Consider the following 14,955-nt stretch of genomic DNA (forward strand, 5'->3'; position numbering starts at 1 on the left):
GTCAACCTGCTCGTCAAACGCAAGCCGCCCGAACCGATCATGCCTTGAGCAGGCCGATCTCGATCAGCCGTTCTTTCAGATAATCATCCGCAAGAATCGGATCGGGATAGCGATTCGGATTGTCCACACTGATGCACTGCGGCAGCGTCGCGATCGGGAAGTCCGAACGGGCGTGCAGGAAATAGGGCATCGAATAGCGGCTGAAACGTGATCGTTCGCCCGACGGGTTGACCACACGATGCGTTGTCGATGGCAGGACGTGGTTGGTCAACCGCTGCAACATATCGCCGACATTGACCGCCAGACCACCCTCGGGCGGGGACACGTCCATCCAGCTGCCATCGGGGCGCAGTATCTGCAGCCCGGCTTCCTCTGCACCCAAAAGCAGGGTAATCAGATTGATATCCTCGTGCGCGCCTGCACGGATGCAGCCTTCCGCGTCGCCTTCGATCGGCGGGTAATGCAACAGGCGCAGGATCGAATTACCGTCCGCAATGGCCGAATCAAACCAGTCCGCCGGCAATTCGAGATAACGGGCAATCGAGGACAGGATTCGCCCGCCGACCTTGTCCATTTCGGCATAGAGGGTTTCGAATGTCTCTTTAAACTCGGGAACAGGGGGCCAGACATTGGGCAGCATTGACGATGCCAGCGGACTGGCCGGGTCCATTGTCCGGCCGACGTGCCAGAATTCCTTGAGATCGTGATGTTCGGCGCCCTTGGCAATTTCCGTCTTGAACGGCGTATATCCCCGTTGCCCGGCGAGCGCCTTGTCATAGCCGCCCATTTTTTCCGATTCGGGCAATTCAAACAGCTCTTTGGTCAGGGCCCAGGCTTTGGCGACCAGTGCGGGGTCCAACCCATGATCGACCACAGTGGCGAATCCATAGGCTTTAAACGAATCACCAAGCTGTAGTCCAAGGGCGTCCGCATCTTCGTGGCGCAGCGAAATAATAGGCATCTTGTTCATATTCATGCAAATAGCCCTTGACCTAAAGCGTGGCCAGCGAAATTGACTTGGGTCAAACAGGAGCATCAAAATGGCAAAACAATATTGGCTGATGAAATCGGAACCCGATGTTTACAGCTATGATGATCTGGTAAACGAGGGCGAAGGAACCTGGGACGGGGTCCGCAACTACAGCGCCGCCATTCATCTGCGGACCATGAAAGTCGGCGACGAAGCCTTTTTCTACCATAGCAATATCGGTCTGGAAATTGTCGGCATTGTCACGATCAGCCAGGAGCATTTCATCGACCCGACGGATGAAAAGGCCCGTTTTGTTGCCGTCAGAGTAAAACCCGTCCGCAAAATCGCGCGTACCGTCACCTTGAAAGCGATCAAGGCCAACCCGCGATTGGCGGCGATGGAGCTCATCCGTCAATCGCGTCTCTCGGTTGCGCCCGTCCGCCCGGCGGAATGGAAAGAGATATTGAAAATGGCAGGTGAATGACAATGCCACGCATCGCGATATTATGCCCGATCCCGGAATATGAAGAAGACTGGTCGCATATCAAAGCCGACTATGCGCGGCTATTCGGTCCCGAAACGGCATTCATTGATTGGACAATCGCCGAAGGATTGGCCGATTATGACCTTGTCACGCCCCTGTTGGCGTGGGGATATCAACGCAATTGCCCGCGCTGGTTCGCGTTGCTTGACCGGCTTGAGGCCCAAGATATCCGCCTGTCCAATCCGGCCCGTATCTTGCGTTGGAATAGCGATAAAGCCTATTTGGCCGAGCTGGGTTCACTCGGCATAGCCTGTGTTCCAACCCGGGTTACCGAATCGCTCGACATGTCATCTCTCAACGCAGCCCGCGCCGAATTTGAAACCGACACGCTTGTCATAAAACCTCCCATCTCTGGCGGAGCGGACGGTACTTTCCGTTTGGCTCACGACTCCGCGATACCGGCCTTGGCCGTGGGAAAACGCACGATGATCCAGCCCTATTTGCCCGCCATTGCCGCAGAAGGGGAATATTCGCTTTTCTATTTCAACGGCCAATTCAGCCACTCCATCATAAAGCGCCCGGCCGAAGGTGATTTTCGTGTGCAGGACCAGTTTGGCGGTTACGAAACACATGCCGTCGCCCCGGACGATGCCAAAGAAATGGCTGTGGCTGCGCTTGCTGCGGCTTCACACATTACCGACACCGAAACCCTTGCTTATGCCCGCGTCGATTTGGTTCGCGACGAGAAGGGGCAATTCAGGCTGATGGAATTGGAATTGATCGAGCCTTCATTGTTTTTGCGCTTCGCCCCGGACAACGGCATTGCTTTTGCCGCCGCCCTTATGTCCAAGGCTTAGGGTCAGCCTGTCCTATAATCTGCTATTACTTCTCCGCAGGCGCGCAGTTCCTCTTCATGGCCGATTTCCCGCCAACTTTCCGCCAATGCATCTTTCTCCCAAGCAAGCATCGGTTCAAGGGCAAGCATATGGTCAACCCAAAGCTGACCGGCTGTTCCGACATCAAGGCCATAGGTTCGCACCCGAAAAACTACGGGTGCAAAAAAGGCATCTACGGCCGTAAACTGTCCGCCTGCCAAAAAGGGCCCGCCAAAATTGGCAATTCCCTGCGTCCATAATTCCCGGATACGCGCAACGTCGCGTAAGAGCGCATCGGACATAGGTTTTGATTTGACCCTAACGCCGACATTCATCGTGCAATCGTTACGAAGCGCGGAAAATCCTCCGTGCATTTCGCACACCGCGCTCATCGCCCACGCCCGCGCCGCGTCGTCTTTTGGCCATATCCCGGCATGTCGGTCCGCCAGATGTAACGCAATGCCAAGCGAATCGTAAATCGTCCGTTGATCGTCCTGCAAAACCGGTACCTGACCCGTCGGAGAAAATGCACGAAAGTCGTCATAATTGCTGCTCGCGGCAAAAGGCTCCAGCCGATCCTCGAACGGGATATCCAGCATCTTCATTAACACCCAGGGCCGAAGGCTCCAGCTTGAATAATTGCGATTGGCGGTGATGAGTGTGTATGTCACAAAATGCCCTTTCACTGTTCCGCGTCGGGGGTCGACGCCAACGGTGGCAAATCGCTGAAGTCCAGCCACTGGCTATCCGCTTTCCCATAATAGCTGTCCATGACGGCAAACGGAATGCGAAACGGCCGACCCCAATTGCTGTTCCACATCACCACGGCGCCCGTGCGCGTAGCCGGTTCGAAGATCATGGTCGCGCGATAGCCGTCGACAGCGCCCGAATGCCCTGCAAGGCGATGGCCGTCATAGGTGAAGTTCCGCCAGCCAAGTCCATATTTTGCATCGCTATTGGCGGCCCTTAATGGACCACCATAGAGCCTGGCTGTGTTTACGCGCGGCGTTTGCGACAGCTTGAGCACAGCGGCGGGCAACACATCCTGGCGCAGCTCCATCATCGCCTGCATCCAGCGGGCAAAGTCGACAATGTTGCTATTCACCCCCGCAGCGGCGGGCACCCGCCAATAGGCATCGCGCAAGGTGCGAACCTGCGCGCCGTTATGCGGACGGGCCCATTGCTTGGCCCCGGTCAGCCCCGCCATACCATAGGTCGCACTGGTCATGCCCAAGGGCAGAAACAGCCGTTCGCTGACCGCATCGGTAAAAGGCCGCTTGGCCGCCTGCGCCAATATCTCACTGGCATCGTCAAAGGCGATATTCTGGTAAGTATGGCACGTCCCGGGCAGGCATTGCAGGGGCGCAGCGAACAGCCGTGCCCGCAAGTCGGCAGGATTTTCGCCCTCCTCCAGCTTTTCATCATAGGCATTTTTGGTGAGCCCTGTTTGCTGGGCCAGCAATTGCGCAAATGTCAGCCGTGTTTCCGCCCCGCCCGGAAGCCGGAGCGAGCTTTTCCATGACGACAGGGGTTGTTCGAGGTCGATGGCGGCTTCACTCGCCAAATTTGCCGCAAGCGCGCCCGTCACTGTTTTGGAAACGGAGGCCCACCGAAAGATGCTGGCAGGCGTAACCGGGCTTCCGTCGGTGCGGTCCAGCACGCCGTAAGTCCCCACAAAGCGGAGCTCGCCATTTTCAACGATGGCCACGGCAAGACCCGCCATCTCCGGCCGCGATGCCATTGCGGCAAGACGTCCGTCCAGATCGACATAGTCAATCCGGCCTTTCCATTCCTCCGGCGTATCGGGAAGATTAGAAGATTTCTTGCTCGTAATCGCGCGGATTATGGCCGCCGGACCATCGACGACGGTACCGGACAGGCCGTTCCAGACAGCCGCACCTGCAACACCCACAGCAATTAGCGCTTTGGTAATCCGCCGCATCGTTTCGGTTAAACCGCAACCTCATAATGTGCTGTGGTCTTGGACGCGACCTCTTCGACTGTCACGCCCGGTGCCGTCTCGATCAAGCGGAAGGGAGAGGCGTGGTCCGGCCGTTGAAAAACCGCAAGATCGGTAATGATCATGTCGACGACATTCTTGCCGGTCAGGGGCAAGGTGCAGCTCGGGATGAATTTCGGGCTTCCGTCCTTGGCATTATGTTCCATCACAACGATGATCTTCTTGACCCCTGCGACCAGATCCATGGCGCCGCCCATGCCCTTGATCATCTTTCCCGGAATCATCCAGTTGGCGATGTCGCCATTTTCGGCAACTTCCATCGCACCCAAAACGGTCAGGTCGATATGTCCGCCGCGGATCATCGCAAAGCTGGCCGCACTATCGAAATAGGCGGTTTGCGGCAATTCGCTGATCGTTTGCTTACCGGCGTTGATCAGGTCTGCATCCTCTTCCCCTGCATAGGGAAAGGGGCCGATGCCCAGCATGCCGTTTTCCGATTGCAGCGTCACTTCCATATCCGCAGGGACATGGTTCGCCACCAGCGTCGGAATACCGATGCCGAGGTTGACATAATATCCATCGCGCAATTCCTGTGCAGCGCGGGCGGCCATTTCGTCGCGGGTCCAGCCATTATTATTGCCATCATGGATCGTCATCACACAATCTCCTTTTCGCGGACGGTGCGAAATTCGATCTTCTTGTCATAGGGCGCGCCGATGATCATGCGCTGCACATAGACGCCCGGCAGGTGGATGCAGTCCGGATCAAGAGTGCCGACCGGCACTACTTCTTCAACCTCGACCACGCACACCTTGCCGCAGGTTGCTGCGGGCAGATTAAAATTGCGCGCTGTTTTTCGGAAAACAAGATTCCCGCTTTCATCGGCCTTCCAAGCCTTGATGATCGCAAGGTCCGCAAATATTCCACGCTCCAGAATATATTCCTCGCCATCGAATATTTTGACCTCTTTGCCCTCAGCTACCAAAGTCCCTACGCCCGTCTTGGTGTAAAATCCGGGAATGCCTGCGCCGCCTGCACGCATCCGTTCGGCAAGCGTCCCTTGCGGGCAAAATTCAACCTCCAGTTCACCGGCGAGATATTGCCGCTCAAACTCTTTATTCTCGCCCACATAAGACGAGATCATCTTCTTCACCTGCTTTGTGCGCAGAAGCTTTCCGATGCCTTCATTATCGATACCGGCATTGTTCGACACAAAGGTCAGGCCAGTCACCCCGCTATCGCGCACCGCATCAAGCAGCCTTTCGGGCAATCCGCAGAGACCGAAGCCGCCGCTGGCAATCAGGATATCGTTTTTCAAAAGGCCATCGAGCGCCGAAGCCGCGTCGGGGAAAAGTTTTTTCGCCATGAAATGCTCCAGTAATGTGGGAGAGACGGAACGCTATATCGCCTAGCCGCCAACCGGTCCAAAGGTCAACGCCAATAGCGCACCAAGTTCGTCCAACGCCTGTTCGCCGCTGGTGACCTTGATCGCGGCCATGCCCAATTGGGCGGCCGGTTTGCAGTTGATACCAAGGTCATCGAGATAGATGCAGGCCGCAGGTTCCACAGCCAACGCCGCGCACATCATTTCGTAAATGCGCGGATCGGGCTTGCGAACACCGGCCTTTGAGCTTTCGATAACATGGTCGAACCGGGCCATGATCGATTCCACCGCCCGCGCCTTATCTCCATCAGTGGCCATGCCCGCGCCGTGTCCGGCCCGCACATTATTGGTGATGCACCCCAGCGTCAGCCCCTCGCGCTTCAACTGGTCAAGTGCGGCCACCATCGCGGGACGGATGTCGCCGGCAAGGCAGGCAATCACCGATGCCCCGTCAAGCGCATGGCCCAAAGCCTCTGCCTCCTGCCGGAACAGCTTATCAAACTTCTCCGCGTCAATTTCGGCACGCTCGAATTTCGCCCAGGCATTATTGTCGGGATCGGTCGAATTGACCTTGCGCACAAAATCGCGGGGCAAGCCACGTTCGGCTTCCATCCGGTTGAACGCCTCAAAAGGTGACGAAGTGATCACCCCGCCGAAATCGAAAATGACCGTATTAAACGCCATAGACCCTCTTACGCGACGCTGGTGCCAAAGAGCGACCCGATAGCCGCGGTGGCTGCCATGGCAAAAGCGCCCCAGAAGGTCACGCGCAAAACCGCTTTGCCAATAGGCGCCCCGCCTGCTTTTGCACCGATCGCACCCAACAGTGCCAGAAACAGCAAGGCCGCGATGGATACCGACCATGTGAGCGAAGATGCGGAGGATAGTGGCACCATGGCGAGGGGGAGCGATGCACCCACCGCAAAGGACGCAGCCGACGCCAGCGCGGCTTGCACCGGACGGGCAGATGTGTGGGCAGCCATTCCCAGTTCATCGCGCAAATGGGTGGCCAGCGCATCATGTGCGGTCAGCTTATCAGCGACTTGTTCGGCCAAAGCACGATCAAGACCCCGCGCTTCGTAAATGCCGACAAGTTCCTCCCGTTCCTTCTCCGGAATGGTTTCGAGCTCCAGCTTCTCCCGCGCGCGGTCGGCGCTTTCGGTATCGGCCTGCGAGCTGACGGACACATATTCACCAGCCGCCATCGACATAGCCCCGGCGACCAACCCCGCGATGCCGGTCAACAGCACATTTGCGGGACTTGCCTGCGCCGCAGCGACGCCGACGATTAGGCTGGCGGTGGAGACAATGCCGTCATTGGCGCCCAGCACCGATGCACGGAGCCAACCGATACGGTCGATCAAATGGGCTTCCTTGTGCCTCGGCATGCGACCTGTTCCTTTTCAATAGTTGAGCTTCAAACCCGGTCGTGCCCATCGTGTTTTGACCAGCCGCCCGCTGCCCGAAAGGCAGATATAGGCATCGCGCATATCTTCACCGCCGAACGCGATATTGGTGGTGAAGATGTCGTCGGTAGCCACAAATTCGACCAGTTCGCCCTCCGGCGAAATCACGCTGATCCCGCATTCGCCGATGGTGGCGACGCAGATGTTGCCATTGGCTTCCATGCCAAGGCTGTCGAAAAATTTATAACCCGCCGGGCGATAGACCGGAATGCCCGGTCCCCCCGGTCCTGCATCCGCCGCAACCTTGCCGGGGGCGGTAATGTTGAACTTCATCAGGCGGCATGTGTAGGTTTCAGCTGCATAGAGCGTTTTGCCGTCTGGCGAGAGCCCTACGCCATTGGGGTTGTTCGACGGGAAAACCACCTCTTCCAGATGGCTGCCGTCTGCCTTTGCATAAAAGATGCCGACAATGTCATGGCACCGTTTGGCATAGTCCACCTTGCCATGATCGGTGAACCAGAAGCCGCCATGTTCGTCGAACACAATGTCATTCGGTCCGCGCAGAGTGCAGCCAAAATCGCTCGACTTGTAGAGGACTTCTACCGCACCAGTATCCAGATCGATCCGCTCGATCCGTCCGCCCGAATAATCTTTCGCGATGCCATGCGGTGCCAGAAAACCGTTTGAATCGAGATATTCAAAACCGCCATTGTTGCAACAATACAGCTTGCCATCCGGTCCCATCGCCAGCCCGTTGGGCCCGCCGCCCGTTTTGGCGACGATAGACTTGCTGCCGTCTGGCCGAACCCGGGTGATTTGCCCAGAAGCGATTTCGACCAGGATGATACTGCCATCGGGCATAATGACTGGCCCCTCCGGGAAGCGCAGTCCATCCGCTACCAATTCAAACTCTGCCATTTGCCCGCTCCTCCCGCGCTAAAACCCTATGCCTATTTTTCTTTGGTCCAGCGCTGACATAGATAATGCACGATTGGAAGTTTTTTGACACATTTTGATGTCGATCAACGACGGCCAACTTGAAATGCGTAAATTTGGATCATCCAGCCGACTCACCCGAGCGGCGGCCAGACTAAGGATGCGACAATGAAATCGATCATGGTACATGCGGGAAGCGACGCCGGCTTTGACAGCCGTTTGCAAGTCGCACTTGATCTTACGCGGCGATTTAACGGGCATCTCTCCCTCATTCTCCCGCGCCCCCCTCAGGATTATGTCGCGTTCGATATGTTTGGTGGCGCGCATTTCATTGCCGAAGCCTTTGAGGCCGCCGAAAAGGAGCGCGCGAAATTGCGGACACGGATTGACGAGATATTGAAGGTTGAAGGCATGCCCTGGGACTGGCAGGATTTTGATGGCACCACCACCGAGGCGTTGATCAATGCCGCCCGGTTGGGCGATGTTATGATTATGTCGCTGGATGCCACTGCGACCGGAGCGCCCGGCCACGGACGGGCATTGGTAAGCGATGTGGTAACAGCATCGCGGACGCCGGTTCTTGCGGTTCCTTTGTCATGCAAAAGCATCGCGTTCGAGCGCGCAATGATCGCCTATGATGGCGGGTTTGAAGCAGCCAATGCCATCCGAGCAGCTTTGCCAATGCTAGCGGCTTCTTCGACCGTGAGAATTGCCGAAGTGGAGATATCACCCGATGCGTTTCCCGTTACCGACGCAGCGACCTATCTTTCCCGACATGGCATCAGTGCAGAAATCTCGGTTGTGGCAAAAGGAGATACAAGCATCGAAGAGCGGCTGCTCGTCGAAGCCAAAGCGTGGCGGCCCGACTTTCTTGTCATGGGCGCTTACGGGCATGGCCGCTGGCGCGAGACGTTGTTTGGCGGGGTCACCCGATTCTTGTTGGGCGAGATTGGTGTGCCCGTGCTGCTGGCGCATTAAGGGCAGGAAACGCATAACAAAGATTGGCAATCTCTCCCCGGCGTGGCAGGTGTTTGCGTCGGGGGATTGAATATGGCGTCAGATACAAAAGCGGCCAGCCGCCCAATGGGCTTTTGGATGGCCCTCGCCCTTGTTATGGGCAGCATGATCGGTTCAGGCGTATTTCTCTTGCCTGCCAGCCTTGCCCCGCTCGGATGGAATTCCGTGTTTGGCTGGCTGATCACGGTGGCGGGCGCACTTTGCGTCGCGGCGGTCTTTGGAAAGCTGAGCCGGATCTTGCCCAAAGCCGGCGGACCCTATGCCTATTCCCGTGCCGCCTTCGGTGACGGTGCAGGCTTTGCCATTGCCTGGGCCTATTGGATATCCATGTGGGTCGGAAACGCCGCCATCGCCACTGGCGCGGTCAGCTATCTTAGCCAGCTTTTCCCCGTTTTGGGCGAACCCGGCATTTCGGCGGCAACGACTGTCGCAATCGTCTGGACATTCACGCTGATCAATATCAGCGGCACGAAACTGGCCGGACAGGTCCAGCTTGTGTGGACTATCATCAAGATCATACCGCTTATCGCGGTGATCGGGCTCGCTGCCTATGTCCTGACGCAGCAGGGCACCGCCGTCGTGCGGCCATTTGCGACGCAGGACCTGTCCTTGTCGGCCATTTCGGCGGCCACGATCCTGACCCTTTGGGCGATGCTGGGGCTGGAAACGGCCACCGTTCCGGCGGATAAGGTGGAAAATGCGGAGCGCACCATCGGACGGGCGACACTGCTCGGCACCGGCGGTGCAGGGCTGGTCTACATTTTGGTCTGCTCAGCCGTCGTCCTGATGCTACCGGCCGCATTGACCGCAGCCTCGCCAGCGCCCTTTGCTCTGTTTGTCGAAACCTTTGGCGGCGCGAATGCAGGGACGGCGATTGCCGCTTTCGGCGCAATCAGCGCACTCGGCGCGCTCAACGGGTGGGTCATGTGCCAAGGGGAATTGCCCGCCGCGATGGCGCGCGACGGAATGTTCCCCGCCTTTATGGGGAAAGCAGCCCCCAATGGCACACCACGCAACGCCCATCTTTTCACAACCTGCCTTTTGACTGTCGTCATCCTGATGAACAGCAGCCGGTCGCTGTCCGCGATGTTCGAATTTCTGATCGTCCTCACAACGGCCATCGTATTGGTCATGTATTTCGGCTGCGCTGCTGCTGCCGCGCGTTTGATGATGCGGGGCCAGATCCCCGCGACCAAGGGGTTCACCGCGATCATCCTGTTCGCCATGCTTTATTCGCTGTGGACCATTTACGGAGCAGGGTGGGAGGCCTTGGGATGGGGGATCGCCTTGCTGTTTGCCGGGCTGCCGACTTTCTGGCTGATGAAAATTTCCCTCGCGCGGGGTTCCCATAGCGCGCCCTGAGGCCTACATGCCCCGCATAGAAAAAATTGCGGGATTTCCAAATGAACAGCACAAGCGAACTCGGTATCTACATCAACGGTAGCTGGCGGCGCGGCGAAGGTCGCGACGTCCACAATGTCGTCAATCCGGCCACAGGAGCCGTGATTGCGGAATTGCCGCTGGCGACCGCAGCCGATCTGGACGAGGCACTAGACGCAACGGCCAAGGGATTCGCCCATTGGCGTGCCGTCGACGTTAATGAGCGCGCGGCAATTTTGCACAAGGTTGCGGGACTTATCCGTGAACGTGCCGAAGATATTGCAGTGCTGCTGACCACCGAGCAGGGCAAGCCATTGGCCGAAGCACGGACCGAAGTCCTGTCCTGCGCATCGCAATTCGATTATTTCGCCGAAGAAGCCAAGCGCAGCTATGGCCGGGTTCTGGTGCGCCCCACAGGGCAGCGCTCGCTCGTCCTGAAACAACCCGTCGGGCCGGTAGCCGCCTTTTCCCCATGGAACTTCCCGGTCAATCTGATGTGTAAGAAGATGGCCGCAGCGCTGGCCGCCGGATGCTCGATCATTGCCAAGCCGCCAGAAGAAACACCCCATTGCACCAGCGCGATCATGCAGTGCGTCATTGACGGCGGCGTTCCGGGCCATGTCGCCCAGTTGGTCTATGGCGTTCCCGATATGGTTAGCCGCCACCTGATTGCCTCGCCCGTCATTCGTAAGGTCAGCTTCACAGGGTCGGTACCTGTCGGCAAACATCTGCTGAAACTCGCCGCCGATGGCGTGAAGCGCACGACAATGGAGCTGGGCGGACACGCCCCTGTCCTGGTATTCGACGATTGCGATCTGGAAAAAGCCATCAAACTGTCGTCCACGCAGAAGTTCCGGAATGCCGGACAGGTCTGCATTTCGCCAACGCGCTTTTATGTGCAGGAAGGCATTTACGACCGGTTCGTCGCCGGCTTTGCCGAAGCAACGAAGAAGGTACAGATGGGCAACGGCCTCGATGCGAGCACCATCATGGGTCCGCTCGCCAATGATCGCCGCCCGCCCGCCATTGAAAAGCTGGTGCGCGATGCAACCGACAAAGGGGCGAAATTGCTCGCTGGTGGCGAACGTGGCGAAGGTGGCTATTTCTATCAGCCCACCGTGCTGGCCGATGTTCCGATGACAGCCGACATCATGACGGACGAGCCCTTTGGCCCCGTTGCGTTGATCCGGCCCTTCAAGGATTTTGATGAGGCCATTGCGCAGGCCAATCGCCTGCCATTCGGTTTGGCGGCCTATGCCTTTACCGAAAATGCCCGGCAGGCCAATCTGGTCGCCGACGCGCTCGACACAGGCATGGTCGGCCTGAACAGCTTTGTCATCTCGATGCCGGACGCGCCCTTTGGCGGGGTAAAAGAATCCGGATTTGGTAGCGAAGGCGGACCCGAGGGCCTCGACAGCTATTATGTCACCAAGGCGGTGCACCAATATTGATCAAAAGGCGGCTCTATCTCGCAGCCGGCTTCACATCGGTAGCATTGGGAATCGTGGGCACGGTTTTACCCTTGTTGCCCACGGTGCCGTTCATGATCTTGGCCGCCTTTTGCTTCGCGCGCAGCAGCCCGGCGCTTGAGGCGCGTCTGATGAACCATCCGCATTTTGGCCATCATCTGGTCGCTTGGCGGGAAAAGGGCGTTGTGTCGCGGCGGGCGAAATGGTCCGCCGCAACCGCTTTTGCCATCAGTATCGCGATCAGCCTTGCGACCCTGCCGCTCTTATGGTCGCTGATCCCCTTGGGTGTCGCGGTGATTTCCCTGACGTGGATCTGGCGGAGGCCTGAAGCCTGAAATTTTTCGGTCTGAAGAAGTGAAACGCTACATTCGACCAACAACCACATCACTCTGAACTAACCAAAAACCACGTCACCCTGAACTTGTTTCAGGGTCTATTTCTCAGCCATATCCTTCGCCGTGCGTGGCAAGCCGGCCAGTTACGCCCGGTTACTTTCCGCATACCGCTCGGGCAATGCTGATCAATGGACCCTGGCACGCAGTCACCGAAGGTGAAACAAGTTCAGGGTGACGGTATGGGTTCATCAAGGAATATAGTTACGACTTAAAGCGCCGCGTCGCGGACCACGGCGATGCCCGCCTCGCGCTGGACCTTTAATTCCGCCTTCAGCTTGGCCGGATCCCGCGCGAAGACAAAGCCGAAGCTGACGCCGCCTTCCTTGCCAATTGTCGCATGGTGCAGCTTGTGCGCCTGCACCAGCCGCTTGGCATATCCGCTGCGCGGCACATATTTGAAATAACGCTGATGCACCAATCCATCATGGACCACGGTATAGATGATGCCATAGAACATGATGCCCAGGCCAACCCATGTCCCCGGCTGCCAGGCATTGGCGCCCAGAACAAGCGGGCTACCGATGGCAAACATCGAAATGCTAATCACCGCGCCGACAATCCCGTAAAGATCGTTTTTCTCAAGGACATTATCGTGCGGCTCGTGATGGTCACGGTGCCAACCCCAGCCCCAGCCATGCATGATATATTTATGGCTCGCCCACGCGACCCATTCCATCGCAAGGACGGTGGCAAGAATAATCAACAGAATGACCGGAATGCTCATTCGGCCTCTCTAGCGACTTTTTATGGGAGAATGAAGTGCACAAGCAGTCGCCTCACTTGATTTCGCTGCAATCGCTTCTATGGCAACATTCATTATGTCAGCGCCCCAAACCCTTTACGAAAAAATCTGGAAAGCCCATGTCGTCGAACAGCGGGATGACGGCACTTGCCTGATCTTCATTGATCGCCATCTGGTTCATGAAGTCACCAGTCCGCAGGCTTTTGAAGGACTGCGCGTCGCCGGACGCAATGTGCGTCGCCCTGACCTGACTTTGGCAGTGCCTGACCATAATCTTCCCACAACCGCGCGGCGCGATGGTGCGGGCAACCGCATCCCTATCGCCGATCCCGAAAGTGCAGCGCAACTGGATGCACTTGAGCGCAATGCCCCTGCCTTCGGTATCCGCTATATTGCCGATGCCGATCTCGAACAGGGCATTGTCCATGTGGTGGGGCCCGAGCAGGGATTTTCTTTGCCGGGAACAACGATTGTCTGCGGCGACAGCCACACCGCCAGTCATGGCGGGCTTGGCGCATTGGCGTTCGGTATCGGCACGTCTGAGGTCGAGCATGTTCTGGCGACACAGACGCTTCAGCTCAAACAGTCCAAATCCATGGAAGTCCGTGTCGATGGTGAACTTGGACCCGGTGTTTCGGCAAAGGATGTCGTGCTGCACATCACCGGCGTGCTCGGGGCTTCGGGCGGAACGGGTTATGTTATCGAATATACCGGATCGGTAATCCGCGCACTCAGCATTGAAGGGCGGCTGACCGTATCGAACATGGCGATCGAACATGGCGCACGCGCTGGCCTTGTTGCGCCTGACGATGTGACATTTGCTTATCTGAAGGGCCGTCCCATGGCCCCCAAAGGCGCGCAATGGGATGCAGCAGTCGCCTATTGGCGTAGCCTTGCTACCGACGCAGGCGCTGCATATGACAAGGTCGTCGTGATCGACGCGGCAGATATCGCGCCCAGCGTCACATGGGGCACCTCGCCAGAGGATGTCTTGCCGATAACGGGAACCATTCCCGACCCCGCAGGCTTTGCCGACCCGTCCAAACAGGTCGCAGCGCAAAAGTCGCTGGATTATATGGGTCTGTCGGCGGGAACAAAGCTTACCGAAATCGAAGTTCAGAATATCTTCATCGGCAGTTGCACGAATAGCCGGATCGAAGATCTGCGGGCGGCGGCAGCGATTCTTAAAGGACGCACGAAGGCGGCTGGTGTGAAATGGGCGATCGTCGTACCCGGCTCCGGCCTCGTCAAAAAACAGGCGGAAGACGAAGGGCTGGACGAAATTTTTACAGGTGCCGGCTTCGAATGGCGCGAACCGGGATGTTCGGCATGTTTGGGCATGAATCCAGACAAAGTCCCGGCCGGAGAACGTTGTGCATCGACAAGCAACCGAAATTTCGTCGGCCGACAAGGCCCGGGTGCGCGGACTCATCTTGTGTCACCGGCGATGGCGGCCGCCGCGGCAGTAACCGGACGGCTGACTGACGTCCGAACCTTGCTGAAATAGCACCCTGCCCCGCAGTCCCTTTACGGTACAATCTTACGCCACATATTGACTCATTGGGCAGGGTGCGGAATGTAAAATGCTTACGGGGGGAGCCGATGGCAAAGCAAGCTGCCAAAAGCGATAAAATAAATGAGCCGCCGCCGGAACAGCCCGGTGTTGTTGTAGGCTGGACGCATCATGACCATGGGGCGTCTATCGATTTGCGGATTCAAACCACAATTTCACGAGAGGCGCTGGACCACAAGCGGATCGACAGCCACCATTTTCTGATGACATATAATCAGGCCTTGTTGCTCGCAAAATTCCTGCTCGATACGACAGGGCAGACGTTGCCGTTACGGCAACGTCCTTCCCTTTGGCGGCGGATATATTCCCGATTCAACAAATAGGCCAAAGTCCCTTTACTTGTCCTGATAGCCAAAGCTAAGGC

At 57.5% G+C, this 14,955-nt stretch carries 17 protein-coding genes; 8 read left to right on the top strand and 9 right to left on the bottom strand.

Features of this window, described 5'->3' with window-relative positions; genetic code table 11:
• Positions 1–37: 37 nt before the first annotated feature.
• Positions 38–976: an isopenicillin N synthase family dioxygenase gene (locus tag ACKVOS_RS00465; RefSeq protein ID WP_409210055.1), complete on the bottom strand. Its 939-nt coding sequence runs from the start codon at positions 974–976 to the stop codon at positions 38–40.
• A gap of 64 nt (positions 977–1,040) precedes the next feature.
• Here ACKVOS_RS00465 and ACKVOS_RS00470 point away from each other — a divergent pair, with 64 nt between their 5' ends.
• Positions 1,041–1,454, top strand: coding sequence for an EVE domain-containing protein (locus ACKVOS_RS00470; RefSeq protein WP_409210056.1), 414 nt, complete (start codon positions 1,041–1,043; stop codon positions 1,452–1,454).
• A complete protein-coding gene (locus ACKVOS_RS00475; RefSeq protein ID WP_409210057.1) occupies positions 1,451–2,311 on the top strand; it encodes a RimK family alpha-L-glutamate ligase in 861 nt (286 codons plus the stop codon). Before ACKVOS_RS00470 ends, ACKVOS_RS00475 begins: the two co-directional genes overlap by 4 nt.
• Before the next feature lie 2 nt (positions 2,312–2,313).
• Here the strand turns inward: ACKVOS_RS00475 and ACKVOS_RS00480 are convergent, their stop codons facing one another.
• From ACKVOS_RS00480 to ACKVOS_RS00510, 7 genes are read right to left on the bottom strand one after another with little or no spacing between them, the layout of a single operon-like run.
• Positions 2,314–3,000: a glutathione S-transferase family protein gene (locus ACKVOS_RS00480; protein ID WP_409210108.1), complete on the bottom strand. Its 687-nt coding sequence runs from the start codon at positions 2,998–3,000 to the stop codon at positions 2,314–2,316.
• Positions 3,001–3,011: 11 nt separating this feature from the next.
• Complete coding sequence (locus ACKVOS_RS00485; RefSeq protein ID WP_409210058.1) at positions 3,012–4,271, bottom strand: serine hydrolase domain-containing protein; 1,260 nt, start codon at positions 4,269–4,271, stop codon at positions 3,012–3,014.
• A gap of 8 nt (positions 4,272–4,279) precedes the next feature.
• A complete protein-coding gene (locus tag ACKVOS_RS00490) occupies positions 4,280–4,945 on the bottom strand; it encodes a CoA transferase subunit B (RefSeq protein WP_409210109.1) in 666 nt (221 codons plus the stop codon).
• Positions 4,945–5,655, bottom strand: a complete 711-nt coding sequence (locus ACKVOS_RS00495) for a CoA transferase subunit A (RefSeq protein ID WP_409210059.1) — start codon at positions 5,653–5,655, stop codon at positions 4,945–4,947. Before ACKVOS_RS00495 ends, ACKVOS_RS00490 begins: the two co-directional genes overlap by 1 nt.
• A gap of 42 nt (positions 5,656–5,697) precedes the next feature.
• Positions 5,698–6,357 carry an HAD-IA family hydrolase gene (locus ACKVOS_RS00500; RefSeq protein ID WP_409210060.1) on the bottom strand — a complete coding sequence of 220 codons (660 nt, stop codon included), beginning with the start codon at positions 6,355–6,357 and terminating at the stop codon, positions 5,698–5,700.
• Between the two features lie 8 nt (positions 6,358–6,365).
• Positions 6,366–7,061 (bottom strand): VIT family protein, encoded by a 696-nt coding sequence (locus tag ACKVOS_RS00505; RefSeq protein ID WP_409210061.1) that lies wholly within the window; start codon positions 7,059–7,061, stop codon positions 6,366–6,368.
• A 15-nt stretch (positions 7,062–7,076) separates the two neighbouring features.
• The gene (locus ACKVOS_RS00510) at positions 7,077–7,997 is read right to left on the bottom strand and encodes an SMP-30/gluconolactonase/LRE family protein (protein WP_409210062.1); all 921 of its coding nucleotides are present in this window, start codon (positions 7,995–7,997) and stop codon (positions 7,077–7,079) included.
• A 186-nt stretch (positions 7,998–8,183) separates the two neighbouring features.
• On the opposite strand from ACKVOS_RS00510, the gene ACKVOS_RS00515 reads away from it, so the two are divergent.
• The 4 genes from ACKVOS_RS00515 (at position 8,184) to ACKVOS_RS00530 (ending at position 12,216) form a co-directional block, all read left to right on the top strand.
• Positions 8,184–8,993: a universal stress protein gene (locus ACKVOS_RS00515; RefSeq protein WP_409210063.1), complete on the top strand. Its 810-nt coding sequence runs from the start codon at positions 8,184–8,186 to the stop codon at positions 8,991–8,993.
• Positions 8,994–9,065: 72 nt separating this feature from the next.
• Entirely contained in the window at positions 9,066–10,394 is a 1,329-nt protein-coding gene (locus tag ACKVOS_RS00520; protein WP_409210064.1) for an amino acid permease, read from the top strand.
• A gap of 41 nt (positions 10,395–10,435) precedes the next feature.
• A complete protein-coding gene (locus ACKVOS_RS00525) occupies positions 10,436–11,863 on the top strand; it encodes an NAD-dependent succinate-semialdehyde dehydrogenase (RefSeq protein WP_409210065.1) in 1,428 nt (475 codons plus the stop codon).
• Positions 11,863–12,216, top strand: a complete 354-nt coding sequence (locus ACKVOS_RS00530) for a YbaN family protein (RefSeq protein WP_409210110.1) — start codon at positions 11,863–11,865, stop codon at positions 12,214–12,216. The genes ACKVOS_RS00525 and ACKVOS_RS00530 overlap by 1 nt, the downstream gene beginning before the upstream one ends.
• A gap of 268 nt (positions 12,217–12,484) precedes the next feature.
• Here ACKVOS_RS00530 and ACKVOS_RS00535 read toward each other — a convergent pair whose 3' ends face one another.
• The gene (locus ACKVOS_RS00535) at positions 12,485–13,000 is read right to left on the bottom strand and encodes a sterol desaturase family protein (RefSeq protein ID WP_409210066.1); all 516 of its coding nucleotides are present in this window, start codon (positions 12,998–13,000) and stop codon (positions 12,485–12,487) included.
• A 94-nt stretch (positions 13,001–13,094) separates the two neighbouring features.
• On the opposite strand from ACKVOS_RS00535, the gene leuC reads away from it, so the two are divergent.
• Both leuC and ACKVOS_RS00545 read left to right on the top strand, forming a co-directional pair.
• A complete protein-coding gene (leuC, locus tag ACKVOS_RS00540) occupies positions 13,095–14,525 on the top strand; it encodes a 3-isopropylmalate dehydratase large subunit (RefSeq protein WP_409210111.1) in 1,431 nt (476 codons plus the stop codon).
• A 95-nt stretch (positions 14,526–14,620) separates the two neighbouring features.
• Positions 14,621–14,914 carry a hypothetical protein gene (locus ACKVOS_RS00545; protein ID WP_409210067.1) on the top strand — a complete coding sequence of 98 codons (294 nt, stop codon included), beginning with the start codon at positions 14,621–14,623 and terminating at the stop codon, positions 14,912–14,914.
• Positions 14,915–14,955: the final 41 nt, after the last annotated feature.

The sequence above is a fragment of the Sphingorhabdus sp. genome, from assembly GCF_046154385.1.
GTDB lineage: Bacteria > Pseudomonadota > Alphaproteobacteria > Sphingomonadales > Sphingomonadaceae > Sphingorhabdus_B.